The organism is Halomonas binhaiensis (genome assembly GCF_008329985.2).
In the GTDB taxonomy this organism is placed as follows: domain Bacteria; phylum Pseudomonadota; class Gammaproteobacteria; order Pseudomonadales; family Halomonadaceae; genus Halomonas; species Halomonas binhaiensis.
Window position 1 is genome coordinate 960,717 of the sequence record NZ_CP038437.2, and the last position, 16,752, is coordinate 977,468.

At 58.8% G+C, this 16,752-nt stretch carries 14 protein-coding genes; 10 read left to right on the top strand and 4 right to left on the bottom strand.

The features are described from left to right. Positions 1 to 6: 6 nt before the first annotated feature. Positions 7 to 903, top strand: coding sequence for a DMT family transporter (locus tag E4T21_RS04230; RefSeq protein WP_149283803.1), 897 nt, complete (start codon positions 7 to 9; stop codon positions 901 to 903). On the opposite strand, the gene E4T21_RS04235 is transcribed toward E4T21_RS04230, so the two are convergent. Then, complete coding sequence (locus E4T21_RS04235; RefSeq protein WP_240349284.1) at positions 882 to 1,601, bottom strand: arylesterase; 720 nt, start codon at positions 1,599 to 1,601, stop codon at positions 882 to 884. The two genes, E4T21_RS04230 and E4T21_RS04235, sit on opposite strands and share 22 nt — an antisense overlap. On the opposite strand from E4T21_RS04235, the gene E4T21_RS04240 reads away from it, so the two are divergent. The 5 genes from E4T21_RS04240 to glyA all read left to right on the top strand — a co-directional run bounded on the left by E4T21_RS04240 (position 1,600) and on the right by glyA (position 9,459). Then, positions 1,600 to 2,343, top strand: a complete 744-nt coding sequence (locus E4T21_RS04240) for an ABC transporter ATP-binding protein (protein ID WP_149283805.1) — start codon at positions 1,600 to 1,602, stop codon at positions 2,341 to 2,343. The genes E4T21_RS04235 and E4T21_RS04240 overlap by 2 nt on opposite strands. Then, positions 2,340 to 4,949, top strand: a complete 2,610-nt coding sequence (locus tag E4T21_RS04245) for an ABC transporter permease (RefSeq protein WP_240349285.1) — start codon at positions 2,340 to 2,342, stop codon at positions 4,947 to 4,949. The genes E4T21_RS04240 and E4T21_RS04245 overlap by 4 nt, the downstream gene beginning before the upstream one ends. A 30-nt stretch (positions 4,950 to 4,979) precedes the next feature. After that, positions 4,980 to 6,410: a polyphosphate:AMP phosphotransferase gene (locus tag E4T21_RS04250; protein ID WP_149283807.1), complete on the top strand. Its 1,431-nt coding sequence runs from the start codon at positions 4,980 to 4,982 to the stop codon at positions 6,408 to 6,410. Between the two features lie 133 nt (positions 6,411 to 6,543). Further along, a complete protein-coding gene (locus E4T21_RS04255) occupies positions 6,544 to 7,920 on the top strand; it encodes a hypothetical protein (RefSeq protein ID WP_149283809.1) in 1,377 nt (458 codons plus the stop codon). Positions 7,921 to 8,193: 273 nt separating this feature from the next. After that, the gene (gene glyA / locus E4T21_RS04260) at positions 8,194 to 9,459 is read left to right on the top strand and encodes a serine hydroxymethyltransferase (protein WP_149283811.1); all 1,266 of its coding nucleotides are present in this window, start codon (positions 8,194 to 8,196) and stop codon (positions 9,457 to 9,459) included. A 102-nt stretch (positions 9,460 to 9,561) separates the two neighbouring features. Here glyA and E4T21_RS04265 read toward each other — a convergent pair whose 3' ends face one another. Further along, positions 9,562 to 9,933: a hypothetical protein gene (locus E4T21_RS04265; protein ID WP_149283813.1), complete on the bottom strand. Its 372-nt coding sequence runs from the start codon at positions 9,931 to 9,933 to the stop codon at positions 9,562 to 9,564. Between E4T21_RS04265 and E4T21_RS04270 the strand changes: the two genes are divergently transcribed. Together E4T21_RS04270 and E4T21_RS04275 are read left to right on the top strand one after the other, a co-directional pair. Continuing rightward, the gene (locus E4T21_RS04270; protein ID WP_149283815.1) at positions 9,932 to 10,807 is read left to right on the top strand and encodes an HAD-IIB family hydrolase; all 876 of its coding nucleotides are present in this window, start codon (positions 9,932 to 9,934) and stop codon (positions 10,805 to 10,807) included. The two genes, E4T21_RS04265 and E4T21_RS04270, sit on opposite strands and share 2 nt — an antisense overlap. Further along, positions 10,804 to 12,024: a glycosyltransferase family protein gene (locus E4T21_RS04275; protein ID WP_149283817.1), complete on the top strand. Its 1,221-nt coding sequence runs from the start codon at positions 10,804 to 10,806 to the stop codon at positions 12,022 to 12,024. Before E4T21_RS04270 ends, E4T21_RS04275 begins: the two co-directional genes overlap by 4 nt. A 33-nt stretch (positions 12,025 to 12,057) precedes the next feature. On the opposite strand, the gene dsbG is transcribed toward E4T21_RS04275, so the two are convergent. Together dsbG and E4T21_RS04285 are read right to left on the bottom strand one after the other, a co-directional pair. Beyond that, positions 12,058 to 12,846: a thiol:disulfide interchange protein DsbG gene (gene dsbG / locus E4T21_RS04280; RefSeq protein ID WP_149283819.1), complete on the bottom strand. Its 789-nt coding sequence runs from the start codon at positions 12,844 to 12,846 to the stop codon at positions 12,058 to 12,060. A 58-nt stretch (positions 12,847 to 12,904) separates the two neighbouring features. Beyond that, positions 12,905 to 14,731: a sugar phosphorylase gene (locus E4T21_RS04285; RefSeq protein WP_149283821.1), complete on the bottom strand. Its 1,827-nt coding sequence runs from the start codon at positions 14,729 to 14,731 to the stop codon at positions 12,905 to 12,907. A gap of 309 nt (positions 14,732 to 15,040) precedes the next feature. Here E4T21_RS04285 and nrdR point away from each other — a divergent pair, with 309 nt between their 5' ends. Together nrdR and ribD are read left to right on the top strand one after the other, a co-directional pair. Continuing rightward, positions 15,041 to 15,535 (top strand): transcriptional regulator NrdR, encoded by a 495-nt coding sequence (nrdR, locus tag E4T21_RS04290; protein ID WP_149283823.1) that lies wholly within the window; start codon positions 15,041 to 15,043, stop codon positions 15,533 to 15,535. After that, positions 15,532 to 16,665, top strand: coding sequence for a bifunctional diaminohydroxyphosphoribosylaminopyrimidine deaminase/5-amino-6-(5-phosphoribosylamino)uracil reductase RibD (ribD, locus tag E4T21_RS04295; RefSeq protein ID WP_149283825.1), 1,134 nt, complete (start codon positions 15,532 to 15,534; stop codon positions 16,663 to 16,665). The genes nrdR and ribD overlap by 4 nt, the downstream gene beginning before the upstream one ends. Positions 16,666 to 16,752 lie beyond the last annotated feature (87 nt).

Sequence of the window (16,752 nt, forward strand, 5' to 3'; positions counted from 1 at the left end):
TGTAGCATGAATTCTGACCGGCAGGCCATGGCCTATGGCCTGGGAGCGGTCGCTCTCTGGTCCACCGTCGCGACTGCCTTCAAGGTGGCGCTGGGCCACATGAGTCCCTTGGAACTGATCTGGATAGCGGCACTGGTGTCCTGGATTCTGATGGGAACACTGGTGATTCGGCGTGGCCAGATGCGCAATGCACTCAGGCAGGGCTGGTCGACCGCGTGCTGGGCCGGGTTGTTGAACCCGGTGGCCTACTACCTGGTGTTGTTTGCCGCCTACGACCGTTTGCCAGGCCAGGAGGCCATGGCTCTCAATTATACATGGGCGTTGACCATGGCCTTGCTGGCAGTGCCTATCCTCAAGCAGCGCCTGACTCCTGTCGACGTGCTGGCAGGAGGTGTCGCGTATTCTGGTGTCTGGGTCATTGCCACTCGAGGCCAGGTGCTCAGCGTGACTTTTGCCGATGCCCTTGGGGTAGTGCTGGCGTTGGTTTCAACACTTATCTGGGCACTATACTGGCTGCTCAATGCCAGGGATCGACGCCCACCGATGGTGGCCCAGTGGCAGAACTTCAGTGTTGCCATTCCGGTGCTGACAATACTGATGCTGTTGGGTCCAGGCTTTGAGTGGCATGGCATCACCGCTCTGGGAGCGGGAGTTTATGTTGGCCTGTTCGAGATGGGGGTCGCCTTTGTATTGTGGCAAATGGCGGTACACAAGGTGTCGCGTACCGCCAAGGTGTCTAATCTCATCTTCCTGTCGCCCCCGGTTTCATTGCTGCTGCTCCACTTCGTGATTGGAGAACCGATCTTGCCCTCGACGCTGGTCGGCTTGGTACTGATCCTCTCGGGGCTGGGCTTGCAGCAGTGCCAACGTACACCGCCTGCTCAGGAAGACGCCTCTACCTGAGGGGTATCGGTGGACGGTATGCCTGCCTCGCGCAGTAAAGGCGTGAGTCTGGTCCAGACATTGTCGAGAATGCGGGGCTGAGCCTCGGCCGTGGGGTGAATGCCGTCATCCTGCATCAGCTCGGGCTGGAGCGCGACGCCGTCGAGCAGGAAGGGCAGCAAGGGTAACTGGTATTCGTCGGCGAGCTTCTGGAACACCTGGCCGAAGGCCTCGCGGTAGGCTTGCCCGTAATTGGGCGGGATATCGATGCCCACCAGCAGAACCTCAGCATCACTGGCCAGGCTCTGTTCGATCATGCGGTCCAGGTTGGCCTGCATCTGCTGAGGGGGCAGACCACGCAGGCCATCATTGCCGCCCAGTTCGAGTATCACGATTTCCGGACGATGTTTTTCAAGCAGGCTAGCCAGACGGCTGGCGCCACCACTAGTGGTCTCACCACTGATGCTGGCATTGATCACCCGGGCCTGGCCGTCGAGTCGCTGGCTGAGCAGTGTGACCCAACCGGTTTCCTGCGGGATGCCATAAGCGGCACTGAGACTGTCACCGACCACCAGTAGTGTGGGAGGCTGTGACTTTGTCTGGGCTATGCCGCTGCTTGACCACAGCGCGGTGCAGAACACAATGATCATCAGCAGCCAGCGGCTGTGCAGCCCCGGATGTCGATGCAACTGTCCAACTTCAGGGATACCGTCTGTCATGTCCAAGGCTCCTCTTTCAACATCATCACCCCATGCACATTCCCCAGTTGCAGAAGCTGTCCTTGCTGCGAGAGGGCTGGCAAAAAGCGTGACCAGTGGTTCGCGGGTATTGACCATTCTGCGTGAGCTTGAGCTCGTCGTACATGCCGGTGAGAGTGTCGCCATTCTCGGCCAGAGTGGTGCCGGCAAGTCGACACTGTTGGGGCTGCTCGCTGGACTTGATGATCCCAGTGAGGGCGAACTGTCCTTGTTCGGTGAATCATTGACCGAGTTGGATGAGGATGGTCGAGCGGCCCTGCGCAATGGCCGAGTCGGGTTCGTGTTCCAGAATTTCCAGTTGCTGCCGACACTCACCGCGCTCGAGAACGTACTGTTGCCGACAGAGCTATCGATGCAGAACCATCGTGAGCAGCGTGCTCGTGAGTGGCTGGAGCGGGTGGGGCTGGCACAACGCCATGATCACCTGCCCCGCCAGTTGTCTGGTGGTGAACAGCAGCGGGTTGCCCTGGCTCGTGCCTTTGTCACTTCGCCGGAACTGGTGTTTGCCGATGAGCCGACCGGCAATCTCGACCCGCAGACAGGGGAAAGGATCATCCAGACTCTGTTCGAACTCAATCAGGAGCAGGGAACGACATTGGTGCTGGTGACCCACGACCATGCCCTGGCACGGCGCTGCGACCGCTGTCTGCAATTGGTCGACGGTCGTCTTGAAGCCATGGACGTGAGCGAGACGGGATCATGAAGGGACATCAGTCGATGGAGGTCGCTGCGATGGGCGGCCTGGTGGCGCGCAGCTTGCGCCGTGACCTGCGTGCTGCGGATGTACGTGCCTTGTTGATCGCCTTGATACTGGCGGTGGCGGCATCGACCATGATGGGATTTTTTCTCGATCGTCTGGAACGAGGGCTGGTACGACAAGCCGGCCAGATGATGGGGGGTGATCTGGTTCTGGAACAGTCGACACCTTTTGATGATGGACTGCGCCAGCAACTGGTCGAGGCGGGAATGCAACTTAGCGATCAGGTTGACCTGGTCTCCATGGCCAGCCGCGAAGAGGCCTTTCAGCCGGTCAGCATCAAGGCCGTGGACAAGGCTTATCCTCATTACGGCAGCTCTCGTATTGACCGTGGCGAGGGTGCCGAGGAAGTCGAACATGGTCCTGCCCGCGGAGAACTATGGCTCTCGCCGAGGTTGCGACAGTTGCTTGATATCGAGCTGGGCGAGTCACTCCAATTGGGGCAGGCACGGTTCAAGGTAGGGGCCTGGCTGGAGCGCGAGGCAGATCAGTCGACCGGCTTTGGCAGCCTGAATCCTCGGGTCATGATGCATGTTGCGGACCTCGATGCGACAGGTCTCGTCCAGCCAGGGTCTCGGCTGGAGTACGAAATTCTGGCGGCAGGTTCGGCACAGAGTGTGGAGCAACTAGCGCCTCTGCTCGAACGTCTGCGTCGTGAGGGGGTGGAGGTACGTGATGTACGCCATGACAGACCCCAGCTGGGCTCGGCGCTGGAGCGTGCCGATACCTATCTGAGCCTGGCTGGTCTGGCAGCGGTGTTGCTGGCGGGTGTCGCCGTGGCATTGTCCACACGACGCTATGTCGAACGCCATCTCGACAGTGCGGCATTGATGCGCTGTTTCGGCGCCTCACAGGCGACCTTGATGTATCTCTTTGGTCTGCAACTGTTGGTGCTGTCGGTAGTGGCAGCATTGCTGGGAGCTGTGTTGGGATTGGCTGGGCAGGCGTTGTTGGTTGCATTGATCCGCCCTTTCCTGCCGATGGAGCTGCCGTCACCAGGCTGGTTGCCGCTGTGGCTGGGTGTCTTGACCGCTTTGGCTGTATTGGCAGGCTTTGCCGGCCCGACATTGCTGCGCCTGAGGCGTGTCAGCGCGCTCAAGGTGTTGCGCCGGGAGCTGGATCCGCTACCGGTATCGGCGTGGATGATGGTCGTCGTGGCTGCCGCTTCCTTTGGTGCCTTGATGTGGCTTTATTCGGGCAGTCTCGGCCTGGCTCTTGGATTGCTCCTCGGCGGCCTGCTGGCGCTGGTGGTGATGTGGGGGGTGGGTGGACTTGTTCTTGATGCCTTGATGTGGCTGGTATCACGGCTGGGGGCTGGCGCTCGCCAGGGCTGGCGCCATGCACTGCAGCTTGGCGCTCGGCAACTGGCGCGTCGGCGTAACTTGAGTCTTGGCCAACTGCTGGCTTTTGCCGTCACCTTCTTTGCCATGGCGATGATCAGCCTGGTCAGGGGTGATCTGGTCACTACCTGGCAGGAGCAACTGCCTGCCGACACACCCAACCATTTCGCCATCAATATCCAGCCGGGCGAGCGCGATGCCTTTGCACAGCAGTTGGCAGAGGTCTCGGATGCTCACAGTGACTTATACCCGATGGTGCGGGGACGCATCGTGGCAATAAATGGGCAACCACCTGGTGACTCGGTGCCTGCCGAGGCACAAGGCGACAATGCGTTGCGGCGCGAGCTCAACCTGACCTGGAGCAATGTGTTGCCGGAGGGCAACCGGCTGGTGGAGGGCAACTGGTTCGATGCTGCTTCTGCTTCTGCTTCTGCTTCTGGCGATGGGCATGCCAGGGGCGGTAACGGAGCGTCATTGGAGGCTCCTGTCTCTCTGGAGAGCGGTCTCGCCGAGCGTCTAGGATTGGCAATGGGAGATCGTCTGACCTTTTCGGTGGGTGCCGATACTCTGACTGGCGTCATCACCAGTATCCGAGACCTGGACTGGGATAGCTTCCAGCCCAATTTCTACGTCATCTTTCCGCCAGGTGTGCTTGATGGCTTTGCGCACAGCTTCATTACTGCCTTTCATCTCGACCCAGTGGACTTGGCGGCAGGCCAGGCAAACCCTCTTGGTGGCATGGTCGAGGCCTTTCCTGGGGTAACGATCCTGGATGTCGATGCGTTGCTGGGGCAGGTGCGGCAAATGCTCGACCAGGTGACCAGAGCGGTGGAACTGGTGCTGGTATTCGTCCTGCTGGCAGGTATCAGCGTGCTCTATGCCGCACTTGTCGCCAGTCATTCTGTACGTGCTCACGAGAGCGGCCTGTTACGTGTCTTCGGGGCAGGGTCGAAGATGATGGCGCGAGTACAGTGGGCCGAGTTTGCCATCATGGGGCTGGCTGCCGGCTTGCTGGCCGTGTTGCTGGCAGAGATCGCGGCTGCTGTGCTCTACCTGGCCTGGCTCGATCTGCCGCCGAGGTTGCATCCTCTGCTGTGGGTCACACTGCCGTTATTGGCAGCATTGCTGCTGGGCTGTGTCGGCCAGTGGCTGTCACGCAACATCCGTCGTCAGGCTCCTGCAGCGAGTCTTGGTCTGTTGGGCGATACTTGACTGGACAGCGGCTTGAGGCATGGAGGGCGTATGTCCAACAGGAAACAGGAGAAGCTGCGCTTTCAACTGCTCTCGGCCCAGTTGGAGCTTGCACGTAGCGAGGACCGAGCGGTAGTGGTTCTGGTGACTGGCCATGCTGGTACCGGCAAGGGGCAGTTGATCAACCGGCTCAATCGTTGGCTGGAAAATCGCCTGACCGAAGTCCAGGCCCTGGTACCCAGTGAAGAGGACCGACGACGGCCATACTGGTGGCGCTACTGGACTCGGTTACCCGCCAGAGGACGCATTTCCATCTTCGTGCATGGATGGGCGGGCGATGCCTTGTTCGGTGGTGCTGCGCGACGTCTGGGGAAAGGGAGCTTCGCCGATCGTTTGAAGGAGATTGCCTCCTTCGAGGCTGATCTGAGGGCCGCAGACATCACGCTGGTCAAGCTGTGGTTGGATATCGACGCCGATATCCAGGGGCAGCATCTGGCCAAACTGGAGGCAGACCCGGAGACCCGCTGGCAGGTCACCGAGGAAAAATGGCAGCGCCACAGCCAGCACGCAGTGATCCAGCAGTTGGGGAAGCAGCTGCGCAAAGCCACCGAAAATGAGGATAGTCCCTGGCTATGCCTGGATGCCTCGCCTGACCATGACCTGCTGACACCGGTGGTCGAACATATGGTGGCAGCCATGCAAGGTACGGAAAAGGCAACCATTGCCCGGCCTGTCGGTCGGGTCCCTACAACGCCTGCCATGCCTCAGCTAGCCGACCTTGCCGGGCACGATAGTGCCATCGACAAGGCTGAGTATTGTGAGCGGATGGCCTGTGCTCAGGCGCGCTTGGCCGAACTGGCGCGTCGAGCCGTGTGGCGAGGCATACCGGTGGTCGTGGTATTTGAGGGTCACGATGCCGCTGGCAAGGGCGGCAGCATACATCGCCTGACTTCGGCGCTGGATGCCCGTACCTATCGGGTGTGCTCGATTGCAGCTCCTTCCGAACAGGAGCACCTCTATCCCTGGCAGTGGCGGTTCTGGCAACACCTGCCAAAGGATGGATCGGTCACAGTATTCGACCGCTCGTGGTATGGGCGGGTGCTGGTGGAGCGTGTCGAGTCGTTGATCGACGAGCCTGAGTGGCAGCTCGGTTATCAGCAAATCCTGGATTTCGAGGACCAATTGCTACGCCACGGTACCGTGCTGGTCAAGCTGTTCCTGGCCATCGACCGCGACGTACAACTGAAACGCTTCAAGGCGCGTGCCGTTACCCCTCACAAGCAGCACAAGCTGACCGAAGAGGACTGGCGCAACCGAGCTCGTTGGGATGACTATCAGTTGGCTATTGATGACATGCTTGCCGCCACTCATCGGAGCGCAGCGCCCTGGAGTCTGATTGATGCCAACGACAAGCGTCGGGCACGACTGGCGGTGCTGCATGAAGTGACGGTGAAACTCGTTGAGCGGTTGCAGGTCAACTGAAAGCAGTGTCCCATCATTGAGGAATGGTCGGTGTCGCCAAACCATGACATTATTCATTAGGCAGGCGATGAAGCCATCGTCACGGCTTGCGCTGGCTGATTGTCATCATTCACAAGGGAGGTGGTTGAACTTCATGTCCAGATTGAACTTTGTCGCAGCGGCAGCCTTGGGCGTGGCGCTGATACCGGGCCTGGCTCAGGCAGATGCCGAGCAGCTCGAGCAGGATCTGCGCACCAAACTGTCCAGTCAGGGAGAGCTTAAGGTCGCCAAGGTGTCAGATAGCTTCCTGGGCGGGACAACCACGGCTGAGCAAGTACGCTTGGTCGACGAAGAAGGTGGTACCACGACCATTGGCAAATATATTGTCAAAGGTGACTACGAAGATCCCGATGAAGTCATTCTGGAAGGGATCAACATGGTGCAGGATCAGGCGACCCTGACAATGGAGCGCATGACATTCACCTCTCCTGGGCAGGCAGTGCTGGACCTGGAAGATCTTCCCTATACCGCAGAGAATCCGCTCAAGGGCGTAAGCCTGAAGGGCCTGGTACTTGACCAGAGCGAGGGGGAAGTTGACCTGGATCTTCCCTTTGGTGTGGCAGGAGGGCGCATTGAACTTGACGAACTCAGTGCAAGCGACCTCAGTGAGCAGGCGATTGGCAGTTTGACACTGTCCGGTCTCAGCGCGACAAGCGATGATTTTGGCGATATCGGTGCTGGTACGATCGTGCTGCCATCGCTCACATTCTCCGGATTGACAGGGATCGAGACGGACAAGCCGACCGTCGATTCATTCGAACTCAAGGACCTGGACATCGCGACTGACAAGCTGGTCATGACGCTGGGACATCTGGTCAGCGAGGGAGACCTGGCCGACGGCAAGTTCAGTGGCAACATGGAAGCCCTGTCTCTGAATCTGGCCAAGATGATCGAGTTGGCCCCGGCGGATGAGCGCACCAACCTGCGCATGCTGAGTAATGTGCTGACGGGAGGAAGTGGCCAACTGGATCTGGATGCCAAGATGGATGGCTCCTGGCGAGCTCAAGGGGCCAATGGTCAGTTGGATAGCCAGTTCGAAATGACAGCCACGGATGCCCTGCGCTTTGGTCTGGATGCGGGAATACCTCTGACCTTGCCCAAGGGAGCAGAACCAGCTGAGTATTTTGCCAATCTGGAGGACTGGACCGAGCTCGACACTCAAGGCGGTGACATGACCCTGACATTGAGCAACCTGGGGGCTTTCGAGCGCATTGCACCCGTCGCCGCGACCCTCATGGGGGTATCGGAAAATGAATGGCTCGAGCAGATTCGCACTCAGGCCAAGGGCATGAGCACCATGATGGGACCAGAAATTGGTGCGGTGCTTTCCGGTCTGGTGCAGATGATGGACGGCAAGGCCAAGGACATGACCGTCAGCCTGGCGCTGCCGCCGAGCGCTGAAGCATCCAAGTTGGCTCAGGACCCGCTGGGCCTGCCTGCTGTCATGCAAATGCAGGTCAATGTGAAGTAACTCGGCAAACGACTTCCCGGAAGAACGGAACCCCCATGGTCTATCGACTACGGGGGTTCTTTTATCAGGGGTAAGGCATTGTCGAGAAAATGATGCAGAACTGATGCAGAAATGCATGCCGGGGAAGGGATATATCGAAGATGCTTCAGTATCACTGAAGCCAAGATGAGAAAACATGAGGTAGTTCATGACGGTCTTTCAAGTGAAAGCCGGCATGGCCTGCGCTATCATGGCCTCCCGAATTTTTCCCCCAGCTGCGAGGTTTGCCCGCCGATGTTCAGTCGCGACATGAAGATTGCCGGTTTCGATGACGCCCTGTTCGATGCAATGCAGAAGGAAGTTGCTCGTCAGGAAACGCATATCGAGCTGATCGCTTCCGAAAACTATGCCAGCCCCCGTGTCATGGAGGCTCAGGGTAGCCAGCTCACCAACAAGTATGCGGAAGGTTATCCGGGCAAGCGCTACTACGGTGGTTGCGAATACGTTGATATCGTTGAGCAGCTGGCCATCGATTACGCCAATGAACTGTTCGCTGCAACATACGCCAATGTTCAGCCTCATTCCGGCTCCCAGGCCAACGGTGCTGTCTTCCAGGCCTTGGTCAGTCCTGGCGATACCGTGCTCGGCATGAGCCTGGATGCAGGTGGCCACCTGACTCACGGCGCTCGTCCGAACTTTTCCGGCAAGCACTACAATGCCGTTCAGTACGGTATCGATGAAAGCGGCCGCATCGACTATGACGAAGTTGCCCGTCTGGCCCGTGAGCACAAGCCGAAGATGATCATTGCAGGTTTCTCTGCATACTCGCAGATCATAGACTGGGCCAAGTTCCGTGAGATCGCCGATGAAGTCGGTGCTTATCTGCTGGTCGACATGGCTCACATCGCCGGTCTGGTTGCTGCTGGTCTGTATCCGACGCCGCTGCCCCATGCTCATGTCGTTACCACCACCACTCACAAGACTCTGCGTGGCCCGCGTGGTGGCCTGATCCTGTCTGCCGAAAACGATGCCGACATCGAGAAGAAGCTGCAGTCCGCGGTCTTCCCCGGTGGTCAGGGCGGCCCCCTGGAGCATGTCATCGCCGCCAAGGCTGTGTGCTTCAAGGAAGCCATGGAGCCTGAGTTCAAGGAATACCAGCAGCAGGTCATCAAGAACGCCCAGGTCATGGCGGGTGTGTTCATCGAACGTGGCTACGACGTGGTTTCCGGTGGCACAGAAGATCACCTTTTCCTGCTGTCGCTGATCAAGCAAGGCCTGACCGGCAAGGATGCAGATGCCGCTCTGGGTCGTGCCCACATCACCGTGAACAAGAATGCCGTACCTGGTGATCCCCAGAGCCCCTTCGTCACCTCCGGGCTGCGTATCGGTACTCCGGCAGTGACCACGCGTGGCTTCGGCGAAACAGAATGTCGTGACCTGGCAGGCTGGATCTGCGACCTGCTGGACGTCATGGCCAAGGGCGAGGATAGCGCTGCTGTTGAAGCGGAGATTCGGGGTAAGGTTGAGTCTGTGTGTACTCGCCTGCCGGTCTATCGCTAATTCTGGCTGCCTGTGCGGATGAAGCACGTTGTTGCGCGGTGCTCGATCCGGTCACCTAATAACACATAGGCTCCCGGATCTGTGCTCCGGGCGCCTAATGCTTCATTCCGCTCGGCTAGCCAGATGAAAAAAACGCTGATTTATTGCTGCGCTTGATATCTTGGCTGCCGGCGGTACTGGTGCGCCAGCCCGGACGGAATCCTCATGTAGCAGGCTGCATTCCGGTTCCTGTGTTCCGGCGGCAACCAATCTCTCTTCGCTCGCGACGTAAATCATCAGTTTTCTGGTTAGCCAAATCGCAATGCCCCATTCTGGTGCGCCAGAATGGGGCATTGTCGTGTTGCTTCGGTGCATTGGCGAGAAGGTATTTGAATATGCGCTGCTGATGCATTGATCTCTCTGTATTTTTTCCACGACTGGCATGTCATCTGCTTGGGGCTTGGTATGAACACCCCAAACTAGCAGGTCTGCCATGTCAGGTGTCTTTCCCCAGCTTCGCCCCGGATCACGACCACGCCTGGTCTTTACTGACCTGGATGGCTCGTTGCTTGATCACCACAGCTATGACTGGTCGCCTGCGGCGCCTTGGCTCGGGGCGTTGAAGGAGGCGGGTGTCGCGGTCATTCCCGTGACCAGCAAGACACGTAGCGAGTTGATGTCTCTGCGCCAAACTCTGGGACTGAGCCATACCCCTTTCATTGCCGAGAATGGTGGCGTTGTTGCGCTGCCTCCGGCCTGGTGCCATGCCAAGCGGGAAGTCGTGTCGGGAGCTGATGGTCTGGTGGTCAAGAACCTGGCCGTAGACATCGGCCTGATCCGCCAGCGGGTGATGGTATGGCGTGAGCGGTTGGGTGCCGACTTCATCACCATGAGCGAGATGTCGGTAAGCGAGGTGTCAGCCTGGACCGGCCTGAATGAGCAGAGCGCGCGCCTGGCCCGGCTTCGCGAAGGTAGTGAGCCGTTGGTGTGGCGGGACACGGAAGACAAGCTGACTCGTTTTGCCGAGGGGCTTGCCGGTGATGGTCTGCACATGACTCGCGGTGGTCGCTTCTGGCATGTCACCGGCGATATCGACAAGGGTCGAGCGGTGAGCTGGCTATGCAGCCGTTTCGAAGCACTGCGTGGCACGGCACCGGAAACCCTGGCATTGGGCGATGGGCCAAATGACATTGCCATGCTCGAAGCCGTCGAGGCCGCTGTGATCATCCGTGGGCAGCATGGCCTGGATATTGCGCTTGGTCAGGCAGGCTCCGGCTTTCCTCCACGTCTGTACCGTACACAAGCCTCTGGGCCCGAGGGTTGGGCCGAGGGGCTTTCCTATTTCTGGGGTGAGGAGGGCAAGGCATGAGCGATTTTCACCAGAACGGCATCATTACCGACTTTCATAACCTGACGCGGCGTTCTGTCGAGGAGCTGGAAGCTGATCTGTGTCGCTTTGCTCGTCGGCGTCCCCTGGGGTTGATCCTGCCGTCACTGTTTTCGGAGCTGGAGGGGCATGCTTTATCCGCCATCGTTGACGAACTGGCTAAAGTGCCTTATCTGGCCGAGATCGTGATTGGCCTCGATCAGGCCGACCGTGACCAGTTTCTGTTTGCGCGTGATTTCTTTTCCCGCCTGCCGCAGCACCATCGTATTCTGTGGAACGATGGTCCGCGTCTGCGTGCACTGGATGCCGAGCTGGAAGAAAAGGGGCTGTCTCCCCAGCAACCGGGCAAGGGTAGGAACGTCTGGTACTGTTCAGGCTATGTGCAGGCCTCGCATCGCACGGTAGCGGTGGCGCTGCATGACTGCGATATCCTCACCTACGATCGTGGCCTGCTGGCACGCTTGATCTATCCAGTCGCTCATCCGCGTTTCAACTATGCCTTCTGCAAGGGGTATTACCCGCGTATTGCGGAGGGCAAACTCAACGGCAGGGTGTCGAGATTGATGGTCACGCCTCTGCTGCGGGCGCTGAAGATGATCCACGGCCCATTGCCTTATCTCGATTATCTGGATTGCTATCGCTACCCGTTGTCAGGAGAGTTCTCGATGCGCACGGAAGTGCTTGATGGCATTCGTATCCCGGCGGATTGGGGGCTGGAGATTGGTGTGTTGTCGGAGGTGCATCGTGATCATTCCACCAATCGCTTGTGCCAGGTGGATATCGCCGATCACTATGATCACAAGCACCAGCCAGTGTCTGCCGACAATGCCACCACCGGGCTCAATCGCATGAGTCTGGATATCGCCAAGGCGCTCTATCGAAAGCTGGCAACCCAGGGCGTGCAATTCTCTGCCGAAGGCTTTCGTACGCTCAAGGCGACCTATTATCGCCTGGCCCTGGATCTGATCGAAACCTATGACCACGATGCCGTCATGAATGGCCTGAGCCTCGATCGGCACGCCGAGGAGCAGGCGGTGGAACTGTTTGCCGACAACCTGATGGCCGCAGGCAACGCCTTTCTGGAAAATCCCAGGGAGAAACCCTTCATCCCCAGCTGGAACCGGGTTCGGGCAGCTCTCCCAGACCTGCCCGAATGCCTTTATGCCGCTGTCGAGGAAGACAATGAAGGCAAGGTGTGAACGCTGCGTTCCACCTTAGCGCTGCATGCGTGTTCAGCGCGGCCCCATGATGGTGTTGAACAGATCCTCCTGGGGCATGCCCTGGGCCATTTCCATGCGGTCTTCAGTCTGGTACACCAGACCTGGTGTGGCGATCATACCGAGCCGGTTGAACAGCTCGTGGTTCCCCTGGAGCTTCACTTCCCACTCCCGTGGCAACTGCTCCATGGGGGCGACGGTTGTCTCTCCGGATTCATGGGCGGCGAGTACTGCCGCAGGGTCGTCCGCAGCCAGCATGGTCACCGCCTGGCGTGGACTCTGAGGGTCGAGAATGCCTACCATCACATGGCGAAGCTGCACCTTGCCACTTTCGACCCAGGGCCTGGCCTTTTCCCAGAATTTCTTGCAATAAGGGCAGTTGGGATCGGTAAAGACATACACGATGCGCTCGGCATTCTCATTTCCGTCAGCAATCCAGGCACTGTTCTCCAATTGCTGCCAGGTAGCTTCGTCCTGAGGGCCTTGTACCAGCCTATCCAGTGGTTCGTTCGACAGGTTGTTGGCTTCACTGTCAATCAGGTTGCCGACGATGGCATGTTCTCCATCAGGTGTGACGAATACGGTCATGGGCTGGCCCTGATGGCTTGCTGCATAACCCGTAAGCCCGCCAGGGGCATCGAACTCGCCGAAAATTTCCAGTCCTTCTTTTTCCAGGGCTTCCAGGGGGGCAGGGTAGTCCTTGGCCAACGCCGTGGCTGAAGGAAGCAGGCCGAAAGCTGCTGATGCCAATGCGATGTGCGATACACGATGGCGCCAGGTAAGTGGGCGAGGAGAGCGAGACATATGACAGACTCCAGTCATCAAGGGCGTGAGATGTGCCCAGTATGACAATCTTCTCTTCTCATGGGTTCGTTATGGGTGAAGATTGTTGTACCAGCCATAGCGTGCGGTATGGCGCAAGACTGTGCTGGGGTTCCCAGACTCCACCTTCCAGAAGGTCCTCCCAGGGGGTGTCAGGGGTGACTGGCAAGAGAGTATCCAGGTCCAGAGGCTGACGCCGGTCGGTGACGTTGTGTATGGCCAGCAACCGCCGACCATTTTCCAGGGGCCCACGTTCAATCACCAGTAATGCGGAAGAACTGGGTATGACGCGCTGTCCTGCATCCGGATGAAAACAGGGTTCCTGCTTGCGAATCGACAGGCGCCGCGTCAAGGCATGAAAGACTTCACGGGTGGGGGTATGTCGGCTGGCCAGTAGTTCCTCGAGCTGTTCGCGTTGCCAGCGCTTGCGATTGATGGAACGCAAGCGACCGCTATGCTCGACTCCTTCCAGATCGTTCTGTGTCGCTGTGAGGCAGTGCAGATAGATCGCGGGAATACCCTTGAGTGCCAGCATCAGGTTCTGGCTGAGCAGAAAACGCTCCATTTGCCACGGATCGGGGCCTTTGCGGGTACCGCTCATGGCAGCAAACCAGGTGATATTGAGCTCGTAGGGGCTGTCGCTGCCATCAGCCTGGCTGCGCATGCTGATGAATCCGCCGAAGCGTTGCATCAGGGTCATCAAGGCATCGATGTCGTGGGGCTCCAACCAGCCCTCCAGAGGGCGTACCCCGATGCCATCATGGCTGGCCGTGAAGTTGAGATAGCTGCAGCCCGGTGGCAGGTATGGCAGGCTGCCGATCCATCTGGCCAGCGTGTCCGCCTCGCCACTGGTCAAGGTATGCAACAGCAGGGGAGGCAGGGTGAACTGATAGACCAGGTGGGCCTCATCGGGCACCAGTGGTTGTTGCTCGTAAACCTGGGAGGAACTCCCGGTTCCGGATAAGCCAAAGTAACTGATGTTCTCTGCGTGAGGAACATTGGTTTCGGTAATGATCAGCGTGCCTGGCGCCATATGATCGACCAGAGCGCGTAGCAGCTTCACCACGGCATGGGTTTCGGGCAGGTGAATGCAGCTGGTGCCAGGGCGTTTCCATAGATAGGCAATGGCATCCAGCCGGATCACCCGGGCGCCTTGCTCCAGGTAGAACAGCAGAATGCCGATGAACTCCAGTAATACATCGGGGTTGGCAAAGTTGAGATCGATCTGATCCTCGGAAAAGGTGGCCCACAGGTGGCGTACACCGCGGCGAGTCGCAACGGGGACCAGCAATGGAGAGCTGCGCGGGCGCACCACATCGGAAAGGTCTGTGTCAGGGTCCATTTCAATGAAGAAGTCGCGTCCGGGAAGGCTGCCGCCCAGATAGTCGGCAAACCACAAGGATTCCCGGGAGGCATGATTGAGCACCAGGTCCACCATCAAGTCTCGATGGCTGGCCAGGCGGCGGATATCCTGCCAGTCTCCCAGGCTTGGATTGACTTCCCGATAATGGATGACCGAGAACCCATCGTCGCTGCTCCAGGGAAAGAAGGGCAGTACATGAGCGCCGCTGATGACTTCGCTGAGATGCGACTCAAGAAAGTCGTCCAGTGCTTCCAGCGGTGTGCGACCCTCTTCGATGATGGAATCACCATAGAGGATCACCCATTGGTCCCGTTCGCTCCACAGGTCCACGGCTTCTGCACCATCCTGGGGCGTCAGGACGTCGCGATGGGCGTCCACGAGGCGCATCAGGCGACGCATGACTTCGTCGCAGCGAGGTCCATAGAGCAGTTCGATCAGGGGACGAGCACGCGTGATGAAAGCGTCGGCCGAGAGTGGCAGGGCGGAGCTTGGAGAGCGGGTCATGGTTTTCCTCCAATGACGAAGCGCAGGTCGTTGACGCAGTTCTGAATACAGGTTCATACCAGCTTTAAGCACAGGGCATGCCAAGCTTGCTCATCGGTATTTCATGTACCGGTCCCCATGTCCTAGTCCCATGTATCGAGTCCCATGTACCTGCATGGGCATGCTCCAAGTGAATATGGATGTCCCGCTTGTTATATAAGCTAGAGCCGGAGGCAGGAACAAATTGCGCCAGGATGGAGCGACAACTGGGCGAGAAAGCTGCCACCCGTTACACTATGCCGACACTTTCGTCTACTTGGATATGCCGCTATGCACTGCCCCTTCTGTGGCGCTCAGGATACGCGCGTGACTGACTCCCGCCTGGTGGCCGAGGGCGACCAGGTACGCCGGCGCCGGCAGTGTGCCGACTGCGGTGAGCGCTTTACCACCTATGAGACTGCAGAGTTGCTGATGCCGCGCATCATCAAGTCAGATGGCACTCGTGAAGTGTTCGATGAAGCCAAGTTGCGTGGCGGTATGCTGCGTGCCCTGGAAAAGCGTCCTGTCAGTGCCGAGTCCATTGAGGCGGCGGTAGAACGCATTCGCCAGTCACTGCGAGCGCGTGGTGAACGTGAAATCCATGCCCGGGATGTGGGTGAGGAGGTCATGAGTGCACTCAAGCGCCTCGACCAGGTGGCATATATCCGCTTTGCCTCGGTATATCGCAGCTTTCAGGATATCGATGAGTTCCGGGCCGAAATTGATCGACTGGCCCAGGAACCCCATTTCTCCCCGGATAATGGCCATGGAGGGAAAGCGCGATGATGCCCATGAGTGATGAAGCCTGGATGGCTAGAGCCCTGCGCCTGGCTGAGCGTGGTCGCTATACCACCATGCCTAATCCAAGGGTTGGCTGTGTATTGGTCAAGGATGGAGCGCTCGTCGGGGAAGGTTTCCACATGCGCTCGGGAGAAGCGCATGCTGAAATTCATGCATTGGCCGAGGCGGGAGACAAGACTGGTGGTGCCACCGCCTACGTGACCCTGGAACCCTGTTCACACCAGGGGCGTACTGGCCCCTGCTGTGAAGCGCTGATTCAGGCTGGTGTTGCCCGTGTCGTGGTTGCCATGCAGGATCCCAATCCCCTGGTTGCCGGACGTGGGATCGAGCGCATGCGTGCAGCGGGCATTCAGGTCGATGTCGGAATCCTCGAAGAGGATGCCTGGGCCCTGAATGCTGGTTTCCTGCTGCGCATGGTGCAGGGCAGGCCAAGAATTCGCTTGAAGATGGCAATGAGCCTGGATGGGCGTACTGCCATGCCTTCCGGCGAATCCCAGTGGATCACTGGTCCTGAAGCCAGGAGGGATGTCCAGCGTCTGCGCGCCGAGAGTTGTGCCATTCTCACGGGGGTGGACTCGATCATTTTTGATAATGCTCGCCTGACAGTGCGCCCTGAACAATTGGGTGAGATCGAGGGCGTGTCTGTGGAGGCCATTGCGGCACGTCAGCCGCTGCGCGTGATACTGGACAGCACCTTGCGCATGCCATTGGCTGCAGCCTGCCTGGTGGAGCCGGGACGTACCCTGGTGGTGACGGTGGCAGGCATTCAGAGTGCGCGCTGGGCCAAGCTTGAACAGGCGGGAGCCGAGATACTTGAGTTGCCCGCAGGGGAGGATGGTCGGGTAGATCTTGCTGCTCTGTTGTCCTGGCTGGCTGAACATGAGCAATGCAATGATGTGCTGGTAGAGACAGGGGCGACATTGGCCGGTGCGATGATGGATGCTGGCCTGGTCGATGAGCTGCGGCTATATCTGGCACCGACACTGTTGGGGAGCGAGGCTCGTCCCTTGCTGAACCTTGGCCTTGAACGCATGGACCAGCAGCGCCCACTGGATATCCTTGATATTCGGGCATTTGGCAAGGACTGGCGAATTCTTGCCCGCCCTGTCAGATAGGCCGTCAGGACGGATTTGATACAGGGTTGGGCAAATGCTTCCAACGCTTCTTACTGGCGCCAGATGCCGCGTCACGGTACCCTGACG

Bases quoted from the DNA above. Each gene is read 5' to 3' on its own strand.
- E4T21_RS04230 (WP_149283803.1), top strand. From the start codon at position 7: ATGAATTCTGACCGGCAGGCCATGGCCTATGGCCTGGGAGCGGTCGCT.
- E4T21_RS04240 (WP_149283805.1), top strand. From the start codon at position 1,600: ATGTCCAAGGCTCCTCTTTCAACATCATCACCCCATGCACATTCCCCA.
- E4T21_RS04235 (WP_240349284.1), bottom strand. From the start codon at position 1,601: ATGACAGACGGTATCCCTGAAGTTGGACAGTTGCATCGACATCCGGGG.
- E4T21_RS04245 (WP_240349285.1), top strand. From the start codon at position 2,340: ATGAAGGGACATCAGTCGATGGAGGTCGCTGCGATGGGCGGCCTGGTG.
- E4T21_RS04250 (WP_149283807.1), top strand. From the start codon at position 4,980: ATGTCCAACAGGAAACAGGAGAAGCTGCGCTTTCAACTGCTCTCGGCC.
- E4T21_RS04255 (WP_149283809.1), top strand. From the start codon at position 6,544: ATGTCCAGATTGAACTTTGTCGCAGCGGCAGCCTTGGGCGTGGCGCTG.
- glyA (WP_149283811.1), top strand. From the start codon at position 8,194: ATGTTCAGTCGCGACATGAAGATTGCCGGTTTCGATGACGCCCTGTTC.
- E4T21_RS04270 (WP_149283815.1), top strand. From the start codon at position 9,932: ATGTCAGGTGTCTTTCCCCAGCTTCGCCCCGGATCACGACCACGCCTG.
- E4T21_RS04265 (WP_149283813.1), bottom strand. From the start codon at position 9,933: ATGGCAGACCTGCTAGTTTGGGGTGTTCATACCAAGCCCCAAGCAGAT.
- E4T21_RS04275 (WP_149283817.1), top strand. From the start codon at position 10,804: ATGAGCGATTTTCACCAGAACGGCATCATTACCGACTTTCATAACCTG.
- dsbG (WP_149283819.1), bottom strand. From the start codon at position 12,846: ATGTCTCGCTCTCCTCGCCCACTTACCTGGCGCCATCGTGTATCGCAC.
- E4T21_RS04285 (WP_149283821.1), bottom strand. From the start codon at position 14,731: ATGACCCGCTCTCCAAGCTCCGCCCTGCCACTCTCGGCCGACGCTTTC.
- nrdR (WP_149283823.1), top strand. From the start codon at position 15,041: ATGCACTGCCCCTTCTGTGGCGCTCAGGATACGCGCGTGACTGACTCC.
- ribD (WP_149283825.1), top strand. From the start codon at position 15,532: ATGATGCCCATGAGTGATGAAGCCTGGATGGCTAGAGCCCTGCGCCTG.